The 18,449-nt window shown below is 72.4% G+C and carries 14 protein-coding genes; 5 read left to right on the plus strand and 9 right to left on the minus strand.

Annotation, left to right across the window (positions count from 1 at the left end):
- The first annotated feature begins 128 nt into the window (after nucleotides 1-128).
- Entirely contained in the window at nucleotides 129-1,694 is a 1,566-nt protein-coding gene (locus ACY1JF_RS08640) for a purple acid phosphatase family protein (RefSeq protein WP_462704401.1), read from the plus strand.
- A 9-nt stretch (nucleotides 1,695-1,703) separates the two neighbouring features.
- Here the strand turns inward: ACY1JF_RS08640 and ACY1JF_RS08645 are convergent, their stop codons facing one another.
- The 3 genes from ACY1JF_RS08645 to ACY1JF_RS08655 form a co-directional block, all read right to left on the minus strand.
- Nucleotides 1,704-1,835 (minus strand): hypothetical protein, encoded by a 132-nt coding sequence (locus ACY1JF_RS08645; RefSeq protein WP_462704402.1) that lies wholly within the window; start codon nucleotides 1,833-1,835, stop codon nucleotides 1,704-1,706.
- Between the two features lie 252 nt (nucleotides 1,836-2,087).
- The gene (pruA, locus tag ACY1JF_RS08650) at nucleotides 2,088-3,719 is read right to left on the minus strand and encodes an L-glutamate gamma-semialdehyde dehydrogenase (protein WP_462704403.1); all 1,632 of its coding nucleotides are present in this window, start codon (nucleotides 3,717-3,719) and stop codon (nucleotides 2,088-2,090) included.
- Between the two features lie 180 nt (nucleotides 3,720-3,899).
- Nucleotides 3,900-4,826: a proline dehydrogenase family protein gene (locus tag ACY1JF_RS08655; protein ID WP_462704404.1), complete on the minus strand. Its 927-nt coding sequence runs from the start codon at nucleotides 4,824-4,826 to the stop codon at nucleotides 3,900-3,902.
- A 132-nt stretch (nucleotides 4,827-4,958) separates the two neighbouring features.
- On the opposite strand from ACY1JF_RS08655, the gene ACY1JF_RS08660 reads away from it, so the two are divergent.
- From ACY1JF_RS08660 to ACY1JF_RS08670, 3 genes are all read left to right on the plus strand, one after another.
- A complete protein-coding gene (locus ACY1JF_RS08660; protein WP_462704405.1) occupies nucleotides 4,959-6,197 on the plus strand; it encodes a PucR family transcriptional regulator in 1,239 nt (412 codons plus the stop codon).
- Nucleotides 6,198-6,244: 47 nt separating this feature from the next.
- The gene (locus tag ACY1JF_RS08665) at nucleotides 6,245-6,367 is read left to right on the plus strand and encodes a hypothetical protein (RefSeq protein ID WP_462704406.1); all 123 of its coding nucleotides are present in this window, start codon (nucleotides 6,245-6,247) and stop codon (nucleotides 6,365-6,367) included.
- Between the two features lie 156 nt (nucleotides 6,368-6,523).
- Nucleotides 6,524-6,724 (plus strand): hypothetical protein, encoded by a 201-nt coding sequence (locus ACY1JF_RS08670; RefSeq protein ID WP_462704407.1) that lies wholly within the window; start codon nucleotides 6,524-6,526, stop codon nucleotides 6,722-6,724.
- A gap of 169 nt (nucleotides 6,725-6,893) precedes the next feature.
- On the opposite strand, the gene serA is transcribed toward ACY1JF_RS08670, so the two are convergent.
- From serA to ACY1JF_RS08700, 6 genes are all read right to left on the minus strand, one after another.
- Nucleotides 6,894-8,483, minus strand: coding sequence for a phosphoglycerate dehydrogenase (serA, locus tag ACY1JF_RS08675; protein ID WP_462704408.1), 1,590 nt, complete (start codon nucleotides 8,481-8,483; stop codon nucleotides 6,894-6,896).
- Between the two features lie 251 nt (nucleotides 8,484-8,734).
- Nucleotides 8,735-9,733, minus strand: coding sequence for a ketol-acid reductoisomerase (gene ilvC / locus ACY1JF_RS08680; RefSeq protein WP_462704409.1), 999 nt, complete (start codon nucleotides 9,731-9,733; stop codon nucleotides 8,735-8,737).
- Between the two features lie 108 nt (nucleotides 9,734-9,841).
- Nucleotides 9,842-10,366 carry an acetolactate synthase small subunit gene (gene ilvN, locus ACY1JF_RS08685; RefSeq protein ID WP_215166642.1) on the minus strand — a complete coding sequence of 175 codons (525 nt, stop codon included), beginning with the start codon at nucleotides 10,364-10,366 and terminating at the stop codon, nucleotides 9,842-9,844.
- Between the two features lie 20 nt (nucleotides 10,367-10,386).
- Complete coding sequence (locus tag ACY1JF_RS08690) at nucleotides 10,387-12,231, minus strand: acetolactate synthase large subunit (protein ID WP_462704410.1); 1,845 nt, start codon at nucleotides 12,229-12,231, stop codon at nucleotides 10,387-10,389.
- Between the two features lie 349 nt (nucleotides 12,232-12,580).
- On the minus strand, nucleotides 12,581-15,685 hold the full coding sequence (locus tag ACY1JF_RS08695) for a putative bifunctional diguanylate cyclase/phosphodiesterase (protein WP_462704411.1): 3,105 nt from the start codon (nucleotides 15,683-15,685) through the stop codon (nucleotides 12,581-12,583).
- Between the two features lie 645 nt (nucleotides 15,686-16,330).
- Nucleotides 16,331-17,293: a 2-hydroxyacid dehydrogenase gene (locus ACY1JF_RS08700; protein ID WP_462704412.1), complete on the minus strand. Its 963-nt coding sequence runs from the start codon at nucleotides 17,291-17,293 to the stop codon at nucleotides 16,331-16,333.
- A gap of 75 nt (nucleotides 17,294-17,368) precedes the next feature.
- On the opposite strand from ACY1JF_RS08700, the gene ACY1JF_RS08705 reads away from it, so the two are divergent.
- The gene (locus ACY1JF_RS08705; RefSeq protein ID WP_462704413.1) at nucleotides 17,369-18,370 is read left to right on the plus strand and encodes an aldo/keto reductase; all 1,002 of its coding nucleotides are present in this window, start codon (nucleotides 17,369-17,371) and stop codon (nucleotides 18,368-18,370) included.
- Nucleotides 18,371-18,449: the final 79 nt, after the last annotated feature.

Here is an 18,449-nt window from a genome sequence, read left to right on the forward strand (position 1 = left end):
GCACCCTACTCCCCGTCCCATGGGATGACACGCACCGTCCGCCATACGGACATCCGACGCTCATCCGTCGACCCCCGTTCACCCGTGCGCGGTGCGGGCGTTGGCCCGCGCGGGGCATCAATGGCCGCATGGACATCCCCGACTTCGGCATCCGGCCGGACCTGGCACGCCGGCTGAGCATGGCGGAGCAGTACGAGTACCTGCGCGCCCGGCTCTCCCGGCGCCGGACGCTGGTGACGGCGGGGGCGGTGGCGGGCGGGCTGCTGACCGGCTGCTCCGGCCGCGACGTCCGATCCGCGTCCGCCCCGGCCGCCTCACCGGCCGCCTCACCGGCCGGCTCCGGGGCGGCGGTCGCGCCGTTCGGCCGCCATCTGGCCTTCGGCGCCGATCCGATGCGGCAGATGCGGATCTCCTGGCAGGTGCCGCTGGCGGTGCGCCGGCCGTTCGTCCGGGTCGGGCTGCGCCCCGACGACCTGGGCCGCCGCGTCGAGGCCGAGGTGCGCGACCTGGCCACCCCGGCCCTGGACGGCGTACGCCCGGCGGCCGAGCAGTACTACGTGCACGCGGCCCTGGACGGCCTGCGGCCCGGCACGACGTACTACTACGGCGTCGGCCACGAGGGCTTCGACCCGGCCGCGCCGGCCCACCGCGCCACGATCGCCTCCTTCCGCACGGCGCCGGCGGCGCCGGAGCGCTTCACCTTCACGGCCTTCGGCGACCAGGGCGTCGGCGCCGAGGCGGTGGCCAACAACCGCGTCCTGCTCCGCCAGGACCCGGCCTTCCACCTGCACGCCGGGGACATCTGCTACGCCGACGACAAGGGCCGCGGCGAGAAGTCGGACCTGTACGACGCCACGCAGTGGGACCGGTTCCTGCGGCAGACGGAGCCGGTGGCGCGTTCGGTGCCGTGGATGGTGACCACCGGCAACCACGACATGGAGGCGTGGTACTCGCCGGACGGGTACGGCGGGCAGCTGGCCCGCTTCTCCCTGCCGGACAGCGGCTTCGACCCGCGTACGGCGCCGGGGGTGTACTCCTTCACCTACGGCAACGTGGGCGTCGTGGCACTCGACGCCAACGACGTGTCCTACGAGCTCCCCGCCAACCTCGGCGTCACGGAGGGCCGGCAGACGCGCTGGCTGGCGCGGAAGCTGGCGCAGTTGCGGGCGGCGCCGGAGGTGGACTTCGTCGTCGTCTTCTTCCACCACTGCGCGTACTCGACGTCGACGCACGCCTCGGACGGCGGGGTGCGCGCCGAGTGGGTCCCGCTGTTCGCCCGCCACCAGGTGGACCTGGTGATCAACGGGCACAACCACGTCTACGAGCGGACCGACGCGATCAAGGGCGGGGAGGTGGGCCGCCCGGTCCCCGTCGGCGAGTGGACCGACCCCACCCGGGACGGGACGGTGTACGTCACCGCGGGCGGCGGCGGCAAGGAGCTGTACGGCTTTCCGGCGGGCGTGCCGGAGAGCCACGAGGGGCGGGCCGCCCGCGACGAGCCGGTGGACAGCTTCCGCTGGACCCGGTCCCGAGGCCGCGAGGCGGAGACGGTCGGGTGGTCGCGGGTGCGCTACCGGGGCTTCTCGTTCCTCAGCGTGGAGGCCCAGGCGGGCGCCGCGCCGAAGCTGAAGGTCTCGGCGCTGACGCCGGAGGGCACCCGCGTCGACCACTTCGAGGTGCGGCGCGGGCGGTGAGGGCCCGGCTCAGTGGCCGGTGGCGCCGCCGTTGTCCCGGCGGTCGAGGGCGCGCTGGAGGGCCGCGGCGGCGTTCTTGCGGTCGGCGTCGCTGGTACGGGAGGCGTGACGGACTCGGCGGCGGGTGGTCGTCTCGGCCATGGGATCGGCTCCTTCGGCACACGGGAGGAACGTGACGGGCCGGAAGGGGCGGGGAGCGTCGGACCGCAGGGATCGCCTGCGCGGGGCCCGGCTCACGACCGCCATTCGCTGGGTCGAGCGAGACGTTCGGCTCCTACAAAGCTAAGCGAGGAGCACGCGCCTGTCTCCACAATTACTCGGACTTCCTACTATCTGAGACGGAGGACGGGCCAGGCCGGGGGGAGACCTGGCCCGTCCGGTACCGGAGGGACGTCAGCCCATGTGCGGGTAGCGGTAGTCGGTCGGGGAGACCAGCGACTCCTTGATGGCGCGGGTCAGCGTCCAGCGCATCAGGTTCTGCGGGGCGCCCGCCTTGTCGTTGGTGCCGGAGGCCCGGCCGCCGCCGAAGGGCTGCTGGCCGACGACGGCACCGGTCGACTTGTCGTTGATGTAGAAGTTGCCGGCCGCGTAGCGCAGCTTCTCCATCGTGTACGCGGCGGCGGCACGGTCGTTGGCGATGACCGAGCCGGTGAGCGCGTAGTCCGACACCGACTCCATCTGCGTCAGCATCTCGTCGTACTTCTCGTCGTCGTAGACGTGCACGGCGAGGATCGGGCCGAAGTACTCGGTGGTGAAGACCTCGTTCTCCGGGTCGGCGCACTCGATGACGGTCGGGCGGACGAAGTACCCGACCGAGTCGTCGTAGGTGCCGCCCGCGACGATCGCGCAGGCCGGGTCGGCCGCGGCCCGGTCGATGGCGGCCTTGTTCTTGGCGAAGGCGCGCTCGTCGATGACGGCGCCGATGAAGTTCGACAGGTCGGTGACGTCACCCATGGCGATGCCGTCGACCTCGGCCGCGAACTCCTCCTTGAAGCCGTCGTTCCAGATGGACGCCGGGATGTAGGCGCGGGAGGTGGCGGAGCACTTCTGGCCCTGGTACTCGAAGGCGCCGCGGGTCAGGGCGGTCTTCAGCACGGCGCGGTCGGCGCTGGGGTGGGCGACGACGAAGTCCTTGCCGCCGGTCTCGCCGACCAGGCGCGGGTAGGTGCGGTACTTCTCGATGTTGTTGCCGACCGTCTTCCACAGGTGCTGGAAGGTCTTGGTCGAGCCGGTGAAGTGGATGCCGGCCAGGTCGCGGTGGTTGAGGGCGACCTCGGAGACCTCCAGGCCGTCACCGGTGACCAGGTTGATGACGCCCTTGGGGAGCCCGGCCTCCTCCAGCAGCTCCATCATCAGCACGGCGGCGTGGGTCTGCGTCGGGGACGGCTTCCAGACCACCACGTTGCCCATCAGGGCGGGGGCGGTGGGCAGGTTGACGGCGATCGCCGTGAAGTTGAACGGCGTGATCGCGTAGACGAAGCCCTCCAGCGGGCGGTGGTCCAGGCGGTTCCAGACGCCCGGGGCGTTGGCCGGGGGCTGCTCGGCCAGGATCCGGCGGGCGTAGGAGACGTTGAACCGCCAGAAGTCGACCAGCTCGCAGGGCGTGTCGATCTCGGCCTGCTGGGCGGTCTTGGACTGCCCCAGCATGGTGGAGGCGGCCAGCGTCTCGCGCCAGGGGCCGGACAGCAGCTCGGCGGCGCGCAGGATGACCGCCGCGCGGTCGTCGAAGGACATCGCGCGCCAGGCCGGGGCGGCGGCCAGGGCGGCGTCGACCGCGTCCTGCGCGTCCTGCCGGGTGGCGTTGGCGTAGGTGCCGAGGCGGGCCTTGTGGTTGTGCGGCTGCACGACGTCGAAGCGGTCGCCGCCGCCCATCCGCTTGACGCCGCCGATGGTGCAGGGCAGGTCGATCGGGTTCTCGGCCAGCTCCCTGAGCTTGGCCTCCAGCCGGGCCCGCTCGGGCGAGCCGGGGGCGTAGCCGTGCACCGGCTCGTTGACGGGGGTGGGGACCTGGGTCACAGCGTCCATGGTGTTCGTGGCTCCTTGACTTGAACGGTGTGCGAGCGGGTGCGGGCTCAGCCCTTGGTGACCATCGAGCGGACGAAGAACCGGAGGTTGGCCGGCTTCTCCGCCGGCCGGCGCATGCCGTGCCCTCCCGGGGGACAACCCCCGGACCCCCGGCAGTCGCCGCGGCACAGCCTCATCGGATCAGCCATGGCCGATCACGCTCCGCGCGAAGAACCGGAGGTTGGCCGGCTTCTCCGCCAGCCGGCGCATGAAGTAGCCGTACCAGTCCGTGCCGTAGGCGGTGTAGACGCGCATGCGGTGGCCCTCGGCGACCAGTCGCAGGTGCTCCTCGCCGCGGATGCCGTAGAGCATCTGGAACTCGTACTCGCCGGGCTTGCGCCCGGCGCGGTGGGCGAGTTCCTGGGCGATGGCGATCAGACGCGGGTCGTGGGACCCGACCATCGGGTAGCCCTCGCCGTTCATCAGCGTCCGCAGCACGCGCACGTACGCCTTGTCGATCTCGTGCCTGTCCTGGTACGCGACCTCGGCGGGCTCCTTGTAGGCGCCCTTCACCAACCGTACGCGGGCGCCGGCCGCGGCGAGCCGGCGCGCGTCGGCCCCGGTGCGGAACAGGTACGCCTGGATCACGCAGCCGGTCTGCGGGAAGTCCTTCCGCAGTTCCTCGTGGACGGCGAACATCGAGTCGAGGGTGGTGTGGTCCTCGGCGTCGAGCGTGACCGTGGTGCCGATCTCCGCCGCCGCCTCGACGACCGGGCGGACGTTGGCGAGCGCCAGCTCGTGGCCGCCGTCCAGCGCCTGCCCGAACATCGACAGCTTCACGGACACCTCCGCGCGCGTGCCCAGCTCCAGCGGCTTGAGCCGGTCGATCAGCTCCAGGTAGGCGTCGCGGGCGGCGGCGGCCTGCTCGGGGGTGGTGATGTCCTCGCCGACGACGTCCATCGTCAGCTCCAGGCCCTTCGCCGTGAGGTCCCGGATGACCGGGACGATCTCGTCGACGTCCTCGCCGGGGACGAAACGGTCGACGACCTGCTTGGTCACCGGGGCCGCCGAGACCAGACGGCGCATGCGGTCGCTGCGCGACGCGGCGAGAATCACGGGACCCAGCACGGGGCACCTCCACTGACGGAACAACAAGGTCGGCCACCGTGAAACCTAAGGATGACTCCGATCCTGGGCCATCGACAGCTGTCACGCATCCATGCCGCAGATCTCAGACAGATGTATGAAAGGCATACCGGGATGGGGGAGAATGCCCGGGTGACGTCGGATTCCCAGGGTGACTACCAGGAGCTGGTCGACGAGATCTCGGAGCTGCTGGGGGCGCCCGCCACCCTGGAGAACCGGGACTTCGAGCTGATCGCCTTCGGCGCCTACGACAGTGAGGGCGACCTCGATCCCTCCGCGCTGGACCCGGTGCGCGCCCGCTCGATCCTGACCCGGCGTTCGACCCCGGAGGTCCGCGCCTGGTTCGAGGGGTTCGGCATCACCCGGGCCACCCGCCCGGTCCGCATCCCGCCGACCCCGGAGGCGGGGGTGCACCGGGGCCGGATCTGCCTGCCGGTACGCCATCGGGGCGTGGCGCTGGGCTACGTATGGCTCCTGGACACCGATCCGGGGCCGACCGCGCGGCAGCTGGCCGCCGCCATGACGGTCACCGCCCGGATCGGGGCGCTGCTCGCCGACGAGGCCCAGCACGGCGCCGACCTCAGCCGCGAGCTGCGGGCGGTGCTGTCCGCCGGGCCGGGCTGGCAGCGGGACATGGCCGTCGCCGAGCTGCGCACCGCGCTCGGCCCGCGCGCCGGGGTCCCGCACACGGTGGTGTGCGTCGCGCCCTGGCCCTCGGCCGACCCGGACGACACGCCGTCGGTGCGTACGGTGCCGGGGGCGACGGCGCTGTGCACGGTGCCGTGGGGTGTCTCGGCGTACGCGCTGGCGCTGCTGGTCCGGCTGCGGTCGGTGGACGTACCGGCCCCGGCGGTGGCCGCGGCGGGGCGGCTGCTGGAGCGGGCGCGGGGCCTCGGGGGCACCGGCTGCGCCGCCGGGGTGGCCGCCGCCCGCACCGGCCTTACGGAACTGGGCACGGCCTGGCGGGAGGCGTCGGCGGCGGCCCGCGCGGCCCTGGCGGAGCCGCGTTTCGCCCCGGTCGCCGAGTGGGCGTCGATCGGCCCGTACCGCCTGCTGACGGCGCTGGCCCCGGAGGCGACGCGCGACCCGGCCGCAGGAGCGCTGCTCTCCCCCGCCCACCGCGAACTGGCCCGCACCGCCGAGACCTACCTCGACCGGGCCGGCCAGGCCGGCCGCACGGCGGCGGAGCTGGGCATCCACCGCCAGACCCTCTACTACCGCCTCTCCCGCGTCGAACAGCTCACCGGCCTCGACCTGGACGACGGCGAGGACCGGCTGCTCCTGCACATGGCGCTCAAGGCGCGCCGTCTGCGGCCCGGGCCGCCTCGATCACCTGACGCGGGCCCTCGGTGAGCTGCCCGGCTTCGGGCGCGGTCTTCGGATCGAAGGTCCACCGGGCCATGAGGCCCATCATCAGGGTCGTGCAGAAGCTGCCGAGCGTGCCGCTGTCGACGGTCGCCGTGCTGCCCGTGGTCCACGGCCCCGAGGAGATCCGGCCGAGGGCCGGCGGGTGCGGTACGTGACGTCGGTGACGGTCGGCTCGCTGTTCGCCGCGCTGTTCGTGCACCGCCGGCGCACGGCGGCCTCGCCGCTGATCTCACCGGTACGGCCGTCCGTCACCGCGGGATGCCGGCCTCGGCCCCCGACACGGCCGGGGAGGCGCTGGGCAGGGCGCGGCGGTGGCCGGCCGGTGGCCGGGGTCCGCGGGAGAGGCCCTGGCGACGGCGGCACGGGAGGCGTTCACCAGCGGGATGCGGGGCGCGGCGGCGGGGGCGGTCCTGCTGCTGGCGGCGGCGTACCCGGCGGCGCGGGCGCTGAAGGGCGTCCGGGTGCGGGAGAACGCCCAAGAGGCCGAGCGACTCGACCTGTCCGGCGTGTGAGAGGACGAAAGAAGGCGGACGAGCTGACCGACCCGGCCCGTCCGGCGTCGGAGAGCACGAAAGAACGCCGGACGGGCTGACCTACTCAGCCCGTCCGGCGTGTGAGAACCAGGCCCGTTCAGGGCCGGCGCGGGGTCCGGGGGCGGCAGCCCCCGGACCGGCGGTCGCCTCAGACCAGGTTGACCGAGCGGGCCGACGTCGCGCCGATCTCCGCCGCGACCTCGCCCAGGACGGTGGTGCCCACCGTGTCGTCGACCGTCAGCACGGCCAGCGCCTCGCCGCCGACGGCCGCGCGGGCGACCTGCATGCCGGCGATGTTGATGCCCGCCTCGCCGAGGATGCGGCCGACGGTGCCGACGACACCGGGACGGTCCTCGTAGCGCAGGACGAGCATGTGGTCGGCGAGGGCCAGGTCGACGTCGTACTCGCCGACGGCGACGATCTTCTGGACGTGCTTCGGGCCGGCCAGCGTGCCGGAGACCGAGACCTCCTCGCCGCCTGCCAGGGTGCCGCGCACGGTGACGACGTTGCGGTGCTCCGCCGACTCCGAGCTGGTCGTCAGCCGGACCTCGACGCCGCGCTCCTGGGCGAACAGCGGGGCGTTGACGTAGGAGACGGTCTCCTCGACGACGTCCTCGAAGACGCCCTTGAGGGCGGACAGCTCCAGCACCTTCACGTCGTGCTGGGTGATCTCGCCGTAGACCTCGACGTCCAGGCGGACGGCGACCTCGCCGGCGAGCGCGGTGAAGATGCGGCCGAGGTTCTCGGCGAGCGGCAGGCCCGGCTTGACGTCCTCGGCGATGACGCCGCCCTGGACGTTGACCGCGTCCGGGACCAGCTCACCGGCGAGGGCGAGGCGGACCGACCTGGCGACGGCGATGCCGGCCTTCTCCTGCGCCTCGTCGGTGGAGGCGCCCAGGTGCGGGGTGCAGACGACCTGGTCGAACTCGAAGAGCGGGGAGTCGGTGCAGGGCTCCTTGGCGTACACGTCGAGGCCGGCGCCGGCCACCCGGCCCTCCTTCAGCGCCGAGTACAGCGCCTCCTCGTCGACGATGCCGCCGCGCGCGGCGTTGACGATGCGGACGCTCGGCTTGACCTTGCGCAGCGCCTCGTCGCCGATCAGGCCGAGGGTCTCGGGGGTCTTGGGCAGGTGGACGGTGATGAAGTCGGAGACCTCGAGCAGCTCGTCCAGCGACAGCACCTTGACGCCCATCTGCGCGGCCCGCGCGGGCTGCACGTAGGGGTCGTAGGCGACGACCTTCATCCCGAAGGCGGACATGCGCTGGGCGACGAGCGCGCCGATGCGGCCCAGACCCACCACACCGAGGGTCTTCTCGGCCAGCTCGACGCCGGTGTACTTGCTGCGCTTCCACTCGCCGTTCTTCAGCGCGGCGTTGGCCTGCGGGATGTTGCGCGCGGTGGCGACGATCAGACCGCAGGCCAGCTCGGCGGCGGTGACGATGTTGGAGGTCGGGGCGTTGACGACCATCACGCCGGCCTTGGTGGCGGCGGAGACGTCCACGTTGTCCAGGCCGACCCCGGCCCGGGCGACGACCTTCAGTTTCCGCGCGGCGGCGATGGCCTCGGCGTCGACCTTGGTGGCCGAGCGGACCAGGATCGCGTCCACGTCGGCGATGGCGGTCAGCAGTTCGGCACGGTCGGCTCCGTTGCAGTGCCGGATCTCGAAATCCGGACCGAGCGCGTCGACGGTCGCGGGCGACAGCTCTTCAGCGATGAGTACGACAGGGTTCGAGCTCACGTGAGTCCTCACAAGTCCAATGCGGACGGCCGTCCCGACGGCCGCAAGCTGTGGAGGTTGGCTAGCCGCGTGGAAGACGCACGACGCTGTGGGCCTGACGCGTATGTAGTGCAGCAGTGTAGTGGCGTCGAGGGCGTCGTCTTACGCCGCTACGGAAGGATCACCCGTCCGGGGCTGGACGGGGTGGACAACAGGTGATGGCGGGGGGGGGGGGGGGGGGGCCCGCCCCCCCCCCCCCCCGCCGCTGAGGCTTACGCCTCCTCGTCGACCCAGCTCATGAGCTTGCGCAGCTCCTTGCCGGTGGTCTCCAGCAGGTGCTCGGAGTCCTGCTGCTTGTACTCGTTGTACTTCTTCAGGCCGCCGTGGTACTCGTCCATCCAGTTCTTGGCGAAGGTGCCGTCCTGGATCTCGGCGAGGACCTTCTTCATCTCGGCCTTGGTGGCGTCGGTGATGATCCGCGGGCCGGTGACGTAGTCGCCCCACTCGGCGGTCTCGGAGATCGACCAGCGCATCTTCTCCAGGCCGCCCTCGTACATGAGGTCCACGATCAGCTTCAGCTCGTGCAGGCACTCGAAGTAGGCGATCTCCGGCTGGTAGCCGGCCTCGGTCAGGGTCTCGAAGCCCGCCTTGACCAGCGCGGCCGTGCCACCGCACAGGACGGCCTGCTCACCGAAGAGGTCGGTCTCGGTCTCCTCGGTGAAGGTCGTCTTGATGACGCCGGCGCGGGTGCCGCCGATGCCCTTGGCGTACGACAGGGCCAGCGCGAAGGCGTTGCCGGAGGCGTCCTGCTCGACGGCGGCGATGCAGGGGACGCCGCGGCCCTCCTCGTACTGGCGGCGCACCAGGTGGCCCGGGCCCTTGGGGGCGACCATGCAGACGTCCACGCCGGCCGGGGGCTTGATGAAGCCGTAGCGGATGTTCAGGCCGTGACCGAAGAACAGCGCGTCGCCGTCCTTCAGGTTGTCCTTGATGTGCTCCTCGTAGACCTGCGCCTGGATCGGGTCCGGGACGAGGATCATGATGACGTCGGCCTCGGCGGCGGCCTCGGCGGGGCTCACCACGCGCAGGCCCTGCTCCTCGGCCTTGGCCTTGGACTTCGAGCCCTCGTGCAGACCGACGCGCACGTCGACGCCCGAGTCACGCAGGGACAGCGCGTGGGCGTGGCCCTGGCTGCCGTACCCGATGACCGCGACCTTGCGGGCCTGGATGATGGACAGGTCGGCGTCGGCGTCGTAGAACAGCTCGGCCACTTTGGGTTCTCTCCTTGTGTACGGGTGTTGCGTCCCACCGTATGCCGGTGGGGGGAGGGGAAGGTTCGGGGTCTCGGAATACGGGCGGCGGCCCGCACTCCGGGGGAATCACGCCGACCGGTCGAGGGCGCGCAGCGAGCGGTCCGTGATCGAACGGGCGCCGCGGCCGATGGCGATCGTGCCGGACTGCACCAGCTCCTTGATGCCGTACGGTTCCAGCATCCTGAGCATGGCGGACAGCTTCTCGCCGCTGCCGGTCGCCTCGATGGTGACGGCGTCCGGGGAGACGTCGACGGTCTTGGCGCGGAACAGCTGGACGATCTCGACGATCTGGGAACGCGTCTCGTTGTCGGCGCGCACCTTCACCAGGACGAGTTCGCGCTGCACGGCCTGCGACGGCTCCAGCTCGACGATCTTCAGCACGTTGACCAGCTTGTTGAGCTGCTTGGTGACCTGTTCGAGTGGCAGGTCCTCCACTCCCACGACGATGGTGATGCGGGAGATGTCGGGGTGTTCGGTGACGCCGACGGCGAGCGAGTCGATGTTGAAGCCGCGGCGGGAGAACAGGGCGGCGATCCGGGCGAGGATGCCGGGGGTGTTCTCCACCAGGACGGAGAGCGTGTGCTTGGACATGGTCTCTTGGTCTCTCTCGCTCAGTCGTCTTCGTTGTCGCCGAAGTCGGGGCGGACGTCCCGGGCGGCCATGATCGTGTCGTTGGAGGTGCCGGCGGCGACCATCGGCCAGACCATCGCGTCCTCGTGGACGATGAAGTCGACGACGACCGGGCGGTCGTTGATCGAGTTCGCCTCCTCGATGGCCTTGTCGAGGTCGGCGGGGTCCTCGCAGCGGATGGCGTAGCAGCCCATGGCCTCCGCCAGCTTGACGAAGTCGGGGACGCGGGTGCCGCGGGCCGCCGGGTTGACGTCGTCCGGGCCGGAGTGCAGCACCGTGTTGGAGTAGCGCTGGTTGTAGAACAGCGTCTGCCACTGGCGGACCATGCCGAGCGCGCCGTTGTTGATGACGGCGACCTTGATCGGGATGTTGTTCAGGGCGCAGGTGGTCAGTTCCTGGTTGGTCATCTGGAAGCAGCCGTCGCCGTCGATCGCCCAGACGGTCCGGTCGGGCAGGCCGGCCTTGGCGCCCATGGCGGCCGGGACGGAGTAGCCCATGGTCCCGGCGCCGCCGGAGTTCAGCCAGGTGGCGGGCTTGTCGTACTGGATGAAGTGGGCGGCCCACATCTGGTGCTGGCCGACGCCCGCGGTGAAGACCGTGCCCTCGGGGGCGAGCTGTCCGATGCGCTCGATGACCGCCTGCGGGGAGAGGGAGCCGTCCGCGGGCCGGTCGTAGCCGAGGGGGTAGGTCTCGCGCCAGCGGTTCAGGTCCTTCCACCAGGCGGAGTAGTCGCCGCGCTGGCCCTCGCTGTGCTCCTTCTGCACGGCCTGGACCAGGTCGGCGATGACCTCGCGGGCGTCGCCGACGATCGGCACGTCGGCGGCGCGGTTCTTGCCGATCTCGGCCGGGTCGATGTCGGCGTGCACGATCTTGGCGTGCGGGGCGAAGCTGTCCAGCTTGCCGGTGACGCGGTCGTCGAAGCGGGCGCCGAGGGCGACGATCAGGTCGGCCTTCTGGAGCCCGGTGACGGCGGCGACCGAGCCGTGCATGCCCGGCATCCCCAGGTGCTGGGGGTGGGTGTCGGGGAAGGCGCCCAGAGCCATCAGGGTGGTGGTGACGGGGGCGCCGGTCAGCTCGGCGAGGACCTTCAGCTCGGCGGTGGCGCGGGCCTTGAGGACGCCGCCGCCGACGTAGAGCACGGGCCGCTTGGCGGCGGTGATCAGCTTGGCGGCCTCGCGGATCTGCTTGGCGTGCGGCTTGGTGACCGGACGGTAGCCCGGCAGGTCCATCACGGGCGGCCAGGAGAACGTGGTCTTCGCCTGGAGGGCGTCCTTGGCGATGTCGACCAGGACCGGGCCGGGGCGGCCGGTGGAGGCGACGTGGAAGGCCTCCGCGATCACCCGCGGGATGTCGTCGGCGTCGGTGACCAACCAGTTGTGCTTGGTGATCGGCATGGTGATGCCGACGATGTCCGCCTCCTGGAAGGCGTCCGTGCCGATCGAGTCGGAGACGACCTGGCCGGTGATGGCGACCAGCGGCACCGAGTCCATGTGCGCGTCGGCGATCGGCGTGACGAGGTTGGTCGCGCCGGGGCCCGAGGTCGCCATGCAGACGCCGACCTTGCCGGTGGCCAGCGCGTAGCCCTCGGCCGCGTGGCCCGCGCCCTGCTCGTGGCGGACCAGGACGTGCCGGACCCGGGTGGAGTCCATCAGCGGATCGTACGCCGGGAGGATGCAGCCACCGGGAATGCCGAATACCGTGTCGGCGCCGACCTCCTCGAGAGCGCGGATGAGGGACTGCGCGCCCGTGACGTGCTCGGGCGCGGACTGTCCTCCGGATCGGGGCCGGGGCTGCGGGTGAGGGGCCCCGGTGGCCTGCTCGGTCATCGGCATTCTCTTCTCGATGCTGAGGGTTTCAATGCTGAGGTGGTGCTGGGGTGGTGCTGGGGTGGTGCTGGGGTTCTGCTGAGGTGGTGCTTGGGGTCTGGCCGCGGGTTTCGCCGAGGCTCTGTCCGCGGGTTTCGCTGGGCGTTTTGGTGAGGTCTGTGCGGTGTGCGGCGGGTTCCTGTGCAACAAAAAACCCCTCGTGCCAAAAGGCAAGCGAGGGGAGCGCGCCGGGTGTGGGTCGCTGGGATTCCGGGTCGTCCGGACGTCACCAGCTTCAGCCGACGCGCTGACCAAGTACGAGAATTCGGGTGCGCATGGGACTGACCCTCCCCCCGGCACGCACCCACTGTCAAGCGGGTGGGACGGGGGTCTCATTATGTGAGCGCAGTGCCGTGCCGCCGCCGAGGACGAGGGGCACGGCTCCGGGGACCTGGCTGGTGAGACCGGCGGTGGCGGCCCCGACGGAGGTCCCGACGGCCCCGCCCGCGAAGGCCGGCTCGGCCGGCCCGTGCGGCACCGGATAGCGGCCGGTGGCGAGCGCCCGGCGCAGCCGGTGCTCGTCGAGCGGCCCGGAGAACGCCCTGCCCTGTCCGTGGGTACAGCCCATCGCGCGCAGGGCGACGACCTGCTCGGGCAGGTCCACCCCGTCGGCCACGGTCTTCAGCCCGAGGTCGGTGGCGATGCGCAGCAGCCCCTTGGTGATCTTGTGCAGCCGGGCGGACTCGACGACCCCCTCCACCAGGTTCCGGTCGAGTTTCAGGATGTCCACGGGGAGCCTGCACAGGGCGGTGACGGTCGCGTGGCCGCTGCCGAAGCCGTCCAGCGCGATGCGTACGCCCGCCCGCCCGAGCGCGTTGAGCTGGCGCTCCAGCTCGTCCAGGGGAACGCGGGGGTCGACGTCGGACAGCTCGATCACCAGGGAGCCCGGCGGCAGCCCGTACCGGGTCAGCAGGGCCTCCACCGAGCCGATCGGCATCGAGCGGTCCAGCAGGCGGCGGGCGCTGACCGGGACGGTCACGGGCACGCCGACGCCGGCCGCCACCCGTTCGGCGGCCTGCTCCACGGCCTCCTGGAGCATCCACCGGTCGAGTTCACCGGTCTTGTCGCCGGTCTCGGCCACCCTCAGGAACTCGGCCGTGGTGAGCAGGACGCCCTGGGAGGAGCGCCAGCGCGGCTGGGCGCGGACCGACGAGATCCGGCCGTCCGTCAGGGAGACCACCGGCTGGTGCAGCAGCGCGAACTCGCCGTCGTGCAGCGCCGTCCGCAGCCGGCCGGCCAGCTCGGCCTTGCGTACGACGTCCTGCTGCATCTGCGGCTGGTACAGCTCGACGCGGCCCTTGCCGCCCGCCTTGGCGCGGTACATCGCCAGGTCGGCGTTGCGCAGCAGCTCGCCCGCGCCGAGGCCGGGCTCGGCGAAGGCGACGCCGATGGAGGCGTCGACGCGGACATCGTTGCCGTCGATGAAGTAGGGCTGGGAGAGGGTCAGCCGGAGGCGGTCGGCGAGCTCCAGGATGTGTCCCTCGCGGGCGGCCCGGTCCCGGGTGCCGTCCCCGATGATCAGGGCCGCGAACTCGTCGCCGCCCAGCCGGGAGGCGGTGTCGCCCTGGCGGACCGCCTCGTGGAGTCTGCGGGCGGCCTGGACGAGCAGTTCGTCCCCGGCCTGGTGCCCGATGGTGTCGTTGACGGCCTTGAAACCGTCGAGGTCGATGAAGAGGACGGCGGTGCCGCGCAGGTGGGCGCCCCGGTCGGAGGCGCGGCGGCCGGACAGGGCCTGCTGGACGCGCTTGGTGAACAGGGCGCGGTTGGGCAGGTCGGTGAGCGGGTCGTGCTCGGCGTTGTGCTGGAGCTGTGCCTGCAGGCGCACGCGCTCGGTGACGTCACGGCTGTTGAAGATCAGTCCGCCGTGGTGCCGGTTGACGGTGGATTCGACGTTGAGCCAGCCTCCCCCGCTCCCGGGCCCGCTCGAGCGGGAGGCGCTCCCGCCACCGGAGCGGAAGCGGCACTCGATGCGGGTGGTGGGCTCCTCGGCCGGGTCGGCGGCGAGGAAGCGGCGCACCTCGTGCACCACGCAGCCCAGGTCCTCGGGGTGGATGAGGTCGGCCAGCTCGCTGCCGACGAGTTCCTCGGCGGGGCGTCCGTAGACCCCGGCGGCGGCCGGGGAGACGTAGCGCAGGATGCCGTTGGGCGCGGCGATCATGATGACGTCGCTGGAGCCCTGCACCAGGGAGCGGAAGTGGTTCTCCTTCTGGGCCAGTTCCTGGGTGAGGGTGATGTTGTCGAGCAGCATGATGCCCTGGCGCACCACCAGGGCGAGGACGACCGTGCCGCCGGTGAGCAGGACGACGCGGTCGACGCTGTGGCCGTTGAGCACGTTGTAGAGGATGCTCAGGGTGCAGACGGCGGCGGCGAGGTAGGGGGTGAGGGCGGCCAGTGACCCGGCGATGGGCCGGGCGGCCGGGTAGCGGATGTGCTCGCCGTCCGGGAGGGGAGCCTGCCGCTGGGCGGTGACGCGCTGCCCGGGCACGTGCTCGTGCACCACGCGGGTGCGCCCGTCGGGGGGGCCGGCGCGGCCCGGCCCGCCGGGGCTGTCCGCGGTCCGCCGCCGCCCCGGCCGCGGGGCGGCCCAGGGGGCGTACGCCAGCAGCAGCGAGCCCGCGAACCAGCCCGCGTCGAGCAGCTGGCCCGAGCGGTAGTCGTTGTGCAGCAGCGGTGAGGTGAACAGGGCGTCGCACATCACCGTCAGGGCGAGCGCGCCGATCGCGGTGTTGACCGCGGACCGGTACACCGGTGAGCGCCGGAAGTGCAGCGCGAGCACGATGCTGACCAGGGCGATGTCGAGCAGCGGGTACGCCAGCGACAGCGCGGTGTGCGCCACGCTGGAGCCGTCCGCCTCGGCGGTCTGGGCGAGCGCCAGGCTCCAGGCCAGCGTCAGCAGCGAGCCGCCGATCAGCCAGGCGTCCAGACCCAGGCAGACCCAGCCGGCCTTGGTCACCGGCCGTTTGGCGAACACCAGCAGGCCCACGATGGCGGGCGGCGCGAAGCACAGGAAGAACAGGTCCGCGTAGCTGGGGTCGGGCACCGGCCGCCGCAGGACGACCTCGTACCACCCCCAGACCGTGTTGCCCGCGCAGGCCATCGTCGAGGAGAGGGCGAACAGCAGCCAGGCCGGCCGGAAGCGGACGCCGCGGGCGCGGGCGTAGAGGAAGCAGGAGACGGCCGCGGCGGCGGCCGCGGCGGCCAGGCCGAAGTCGCCCATGAACAGGGCGAGGCGGTGGGAGCCCCAGCCGAGCGCGGAGCCGACGGCGTAGGCCGCGCAGACCACGGCGAGGACCAGCTGGCCGGCCAGCCTGGATCCGCCGTCACCGGCCGTCGGCCGGGCGGGCCGCGGGGCCGGCGCGGAGTGCGCCCGGGGCGCTCCGTCCAGGGCGGGGGCGGGAGGCGGTGGCAGCGTCACCGGGGCCTCCCGATCCGCGCCGCGGCCGGGCCCCGCGGGTCCCGGAGCGCCGGGACGGCGGGCCCGGGCAGGCCGCCGTGCCCGTACCGGTGGGGGCTGTGGTCGTGGTGCTGCCCGTGGTTGCCGTGGTAGCAGTGGTCGCCGTGGTAACAGTGGTTGCCGTGACGGCTGTAGTCACCGTGACGGCTGTAGTCACTGTGACGGCTGTAGTCACTGTGACGGCTGTAGTCACTGTGACGGCTGTAGTCGCCGTGTCGGCGGCTGTGATGGCCGTGCCGACCGCCGTGGTGGCCGTGGCGACCGCGTCCGCGCGCCGCCGTAAGCCAGGGCCGTCGGCGGCGGCTCCGCCGCGTCGGATCGTTGGTCCATAGGCCGTGCATCGCCCGTCGCCCCCCTCACAGTCTCCATGTCCGTCCCCGGCGCCGAACGGTGCGCGGCGCAACCCCTGTCGGGACGATACACCAGTATCGTCACTCAGGGACATAGGTTCTCTACGCTCCGTGACGACCAGCGGATATGCGGGTACCCCCTGCTCCCGAAGGAACGCAGAGGGTGCCCGAAACGGATCGCGCCGTTGTCACCACGCGCGCGCCGTGCGTGCCGTCACGGCGCGAAGAACGCGCCGTCGGCGCTCGGCGCCGCGCGTCACGCGCCGGGGTCTCCCGTCGTCAGGATCACGTTGCGCAGCGGCTCCTGGTTCACGAAACGGGTCAACTGGTCGGTCAGCAGCCGCTTCGCGCGCGGCAGGAAGGCGGAGGTGGGACCGCCGACGTGCGGGCTGATCAGCACGCCCGGCGCCCGCCACAGCGGGTGCCCCGGCGGCAGCGGCTCGGGGTCGGTGACGTCGAGCGCGGCGGTGATGCGGCCGGTCGTCAGCTCGGCGAGGAGCGCCCCGGTGTCGACCACGGGCCCGCGGGCCACGTTGACCAGCAGGGCGCCGTCCTTCATCCGGGCCAGGAACCCGGCGTCGGCCAGGTGCCGGGTGTCCTCGGTGAGCGGTGTGGAGAGGACGACGACGTCCGCGTCCGGGAGCAGGGCGGGCAGCTCGGCGAGCGGGTGCACCGGACCGCGCGCCGTGGTGCGCGCGGAGCGCGCGACGCGCGCCACCCGCGCCACCTCGAAGGGAACGAGCCGGTCCTCGATCGCCGCCCCGATCGCGCCGTAGCCGACTATGAGCACGTTCTTGTCGGCCAGCGCGGGCCGGAACCCGCCGCGCCACTCGCCCTCGTCCTGGGCCCGGACGAAGTCGGGGACGCCGCGCAGCGCGGCGAGGATCAGGGTGAGCGCCAGCTCTGCGGTGCTGGCCTCGTGCACGCCGCGGGCGTTGCAGAGCCGGACGCCGGGCCTGATCACCGACAGCCGCCCCATGACGTCGTCGACGCCGGCGGTCAGCGTCTGGACGACCTCCACACGGCTCAGGTGCTCCAGCGGCCGGACCCGTACCGGATGCGGCTTCATGTACGGCACGACGTAGAACACGCAGTGCGCGGGGTCGCCGGGGAAGTCCCGCTCGCCGTCCGCACCCCCGTCCCAGAACAGGTACCGGAGCCCCTCGGGAAGCCCTTCGATCTCGTCCGGCGGGATGGGCAGCCATACGTCAGTGGTCATGCCAGGAGGCTATGCCAGGGCCGTGACCGGCAGAGGTTAGGTTGGGGTGGCCACAAGAGGGAGGGTCACGACCACGTGGAGCGCAGGACGATCGGCGCGGCGGCACTCGCGGTGGGGGCCGTCGGTCTCGGGTGCATGCCGATGAGCTGGGCGTACAGCACCTCCCGGCAGTGCGGCACCGAGTCCCTCAGGGCGGTGCACCGGGCGCTGGACCTGGGCTCCTGTCTGCTGGACACCGCCGACATGTACGGCCCGTTCACCAATGAGCTGCTGCTGGGGCGGGTGCTGAGGGAGCGGCGGTCCGAGGCCTTCGTGTCGACCAAGGTCGGTCTGCTCGTCGGCGACCAGCACATCGTGGCCAACGGCCGCCCCGGGTACGTGAAACGGGCCTGTGACGCCTCCCTGCGCCGCCTGCAGACCGACGTGATCGACCTCTACCAGCTGCACCGGGCCGACCCCGAGGTCCCGGTGGAGGAGACCTGGGGGGCGATGGCGGAACTGGTGCGGGCCGGGAAGGTGCGGGCACTGGGGCTGTGCGCGGTGGGCGCCCGGCCCGCGCGGCGGGCGGGGACGGCACGGCTGCACGACGGGACGATCCGGCAGCTGGAGCGGGTGCAGCAGGTGTTCCCGGTGAGCGCGGTGGAGGCCGAGCTGTCGGTGTGGTCGCCGGAGGCGCTGGAGGCGCTGCTGCCGTGGTGCGCGGCGCGCGGTGTCGGATTCCTGGCGGCGATGCCGCTGGGCAACGGCTTCCTGACCGGCACGCTGACGCCGGGCGAGGGCTTCGAACCGGACGACCCGCGCGCCCGGCACCCCCGCTTCACCGCGGAGATGATGGCCGCCAACCAGCCCATCGTGGCGGGCCTGCGCCGCGTCGCCGCCCGGCACGGCGACGGGGTGACGCCCGCGCAGGTGGCGTTGGCCTGGGTGCTGGCGCAGGGCGGGCAGGTGGTCCCGGTGCCGGGCACCAAGCAGGAGCGCTGGGTGGCCGAGAACGCCGCCGCGGCGGCACTGCGGCTGACGCCCCAGGACCTGGCGGAGGTGGACGCGCTGCCCAGGGCCCTGGGCTCCTGGGAGTGAGGGACCGCGGCGCGCGGAGCGTAGGGAACGAGCCGCGCGGAGCGTAGGGAACGGGCCGCGCGGGAACCTGTGGGGCACG

The sequence above is a fragment of the Streptomyces sp. SYSU D01066-1 genome (assembly GCF_054956795.1).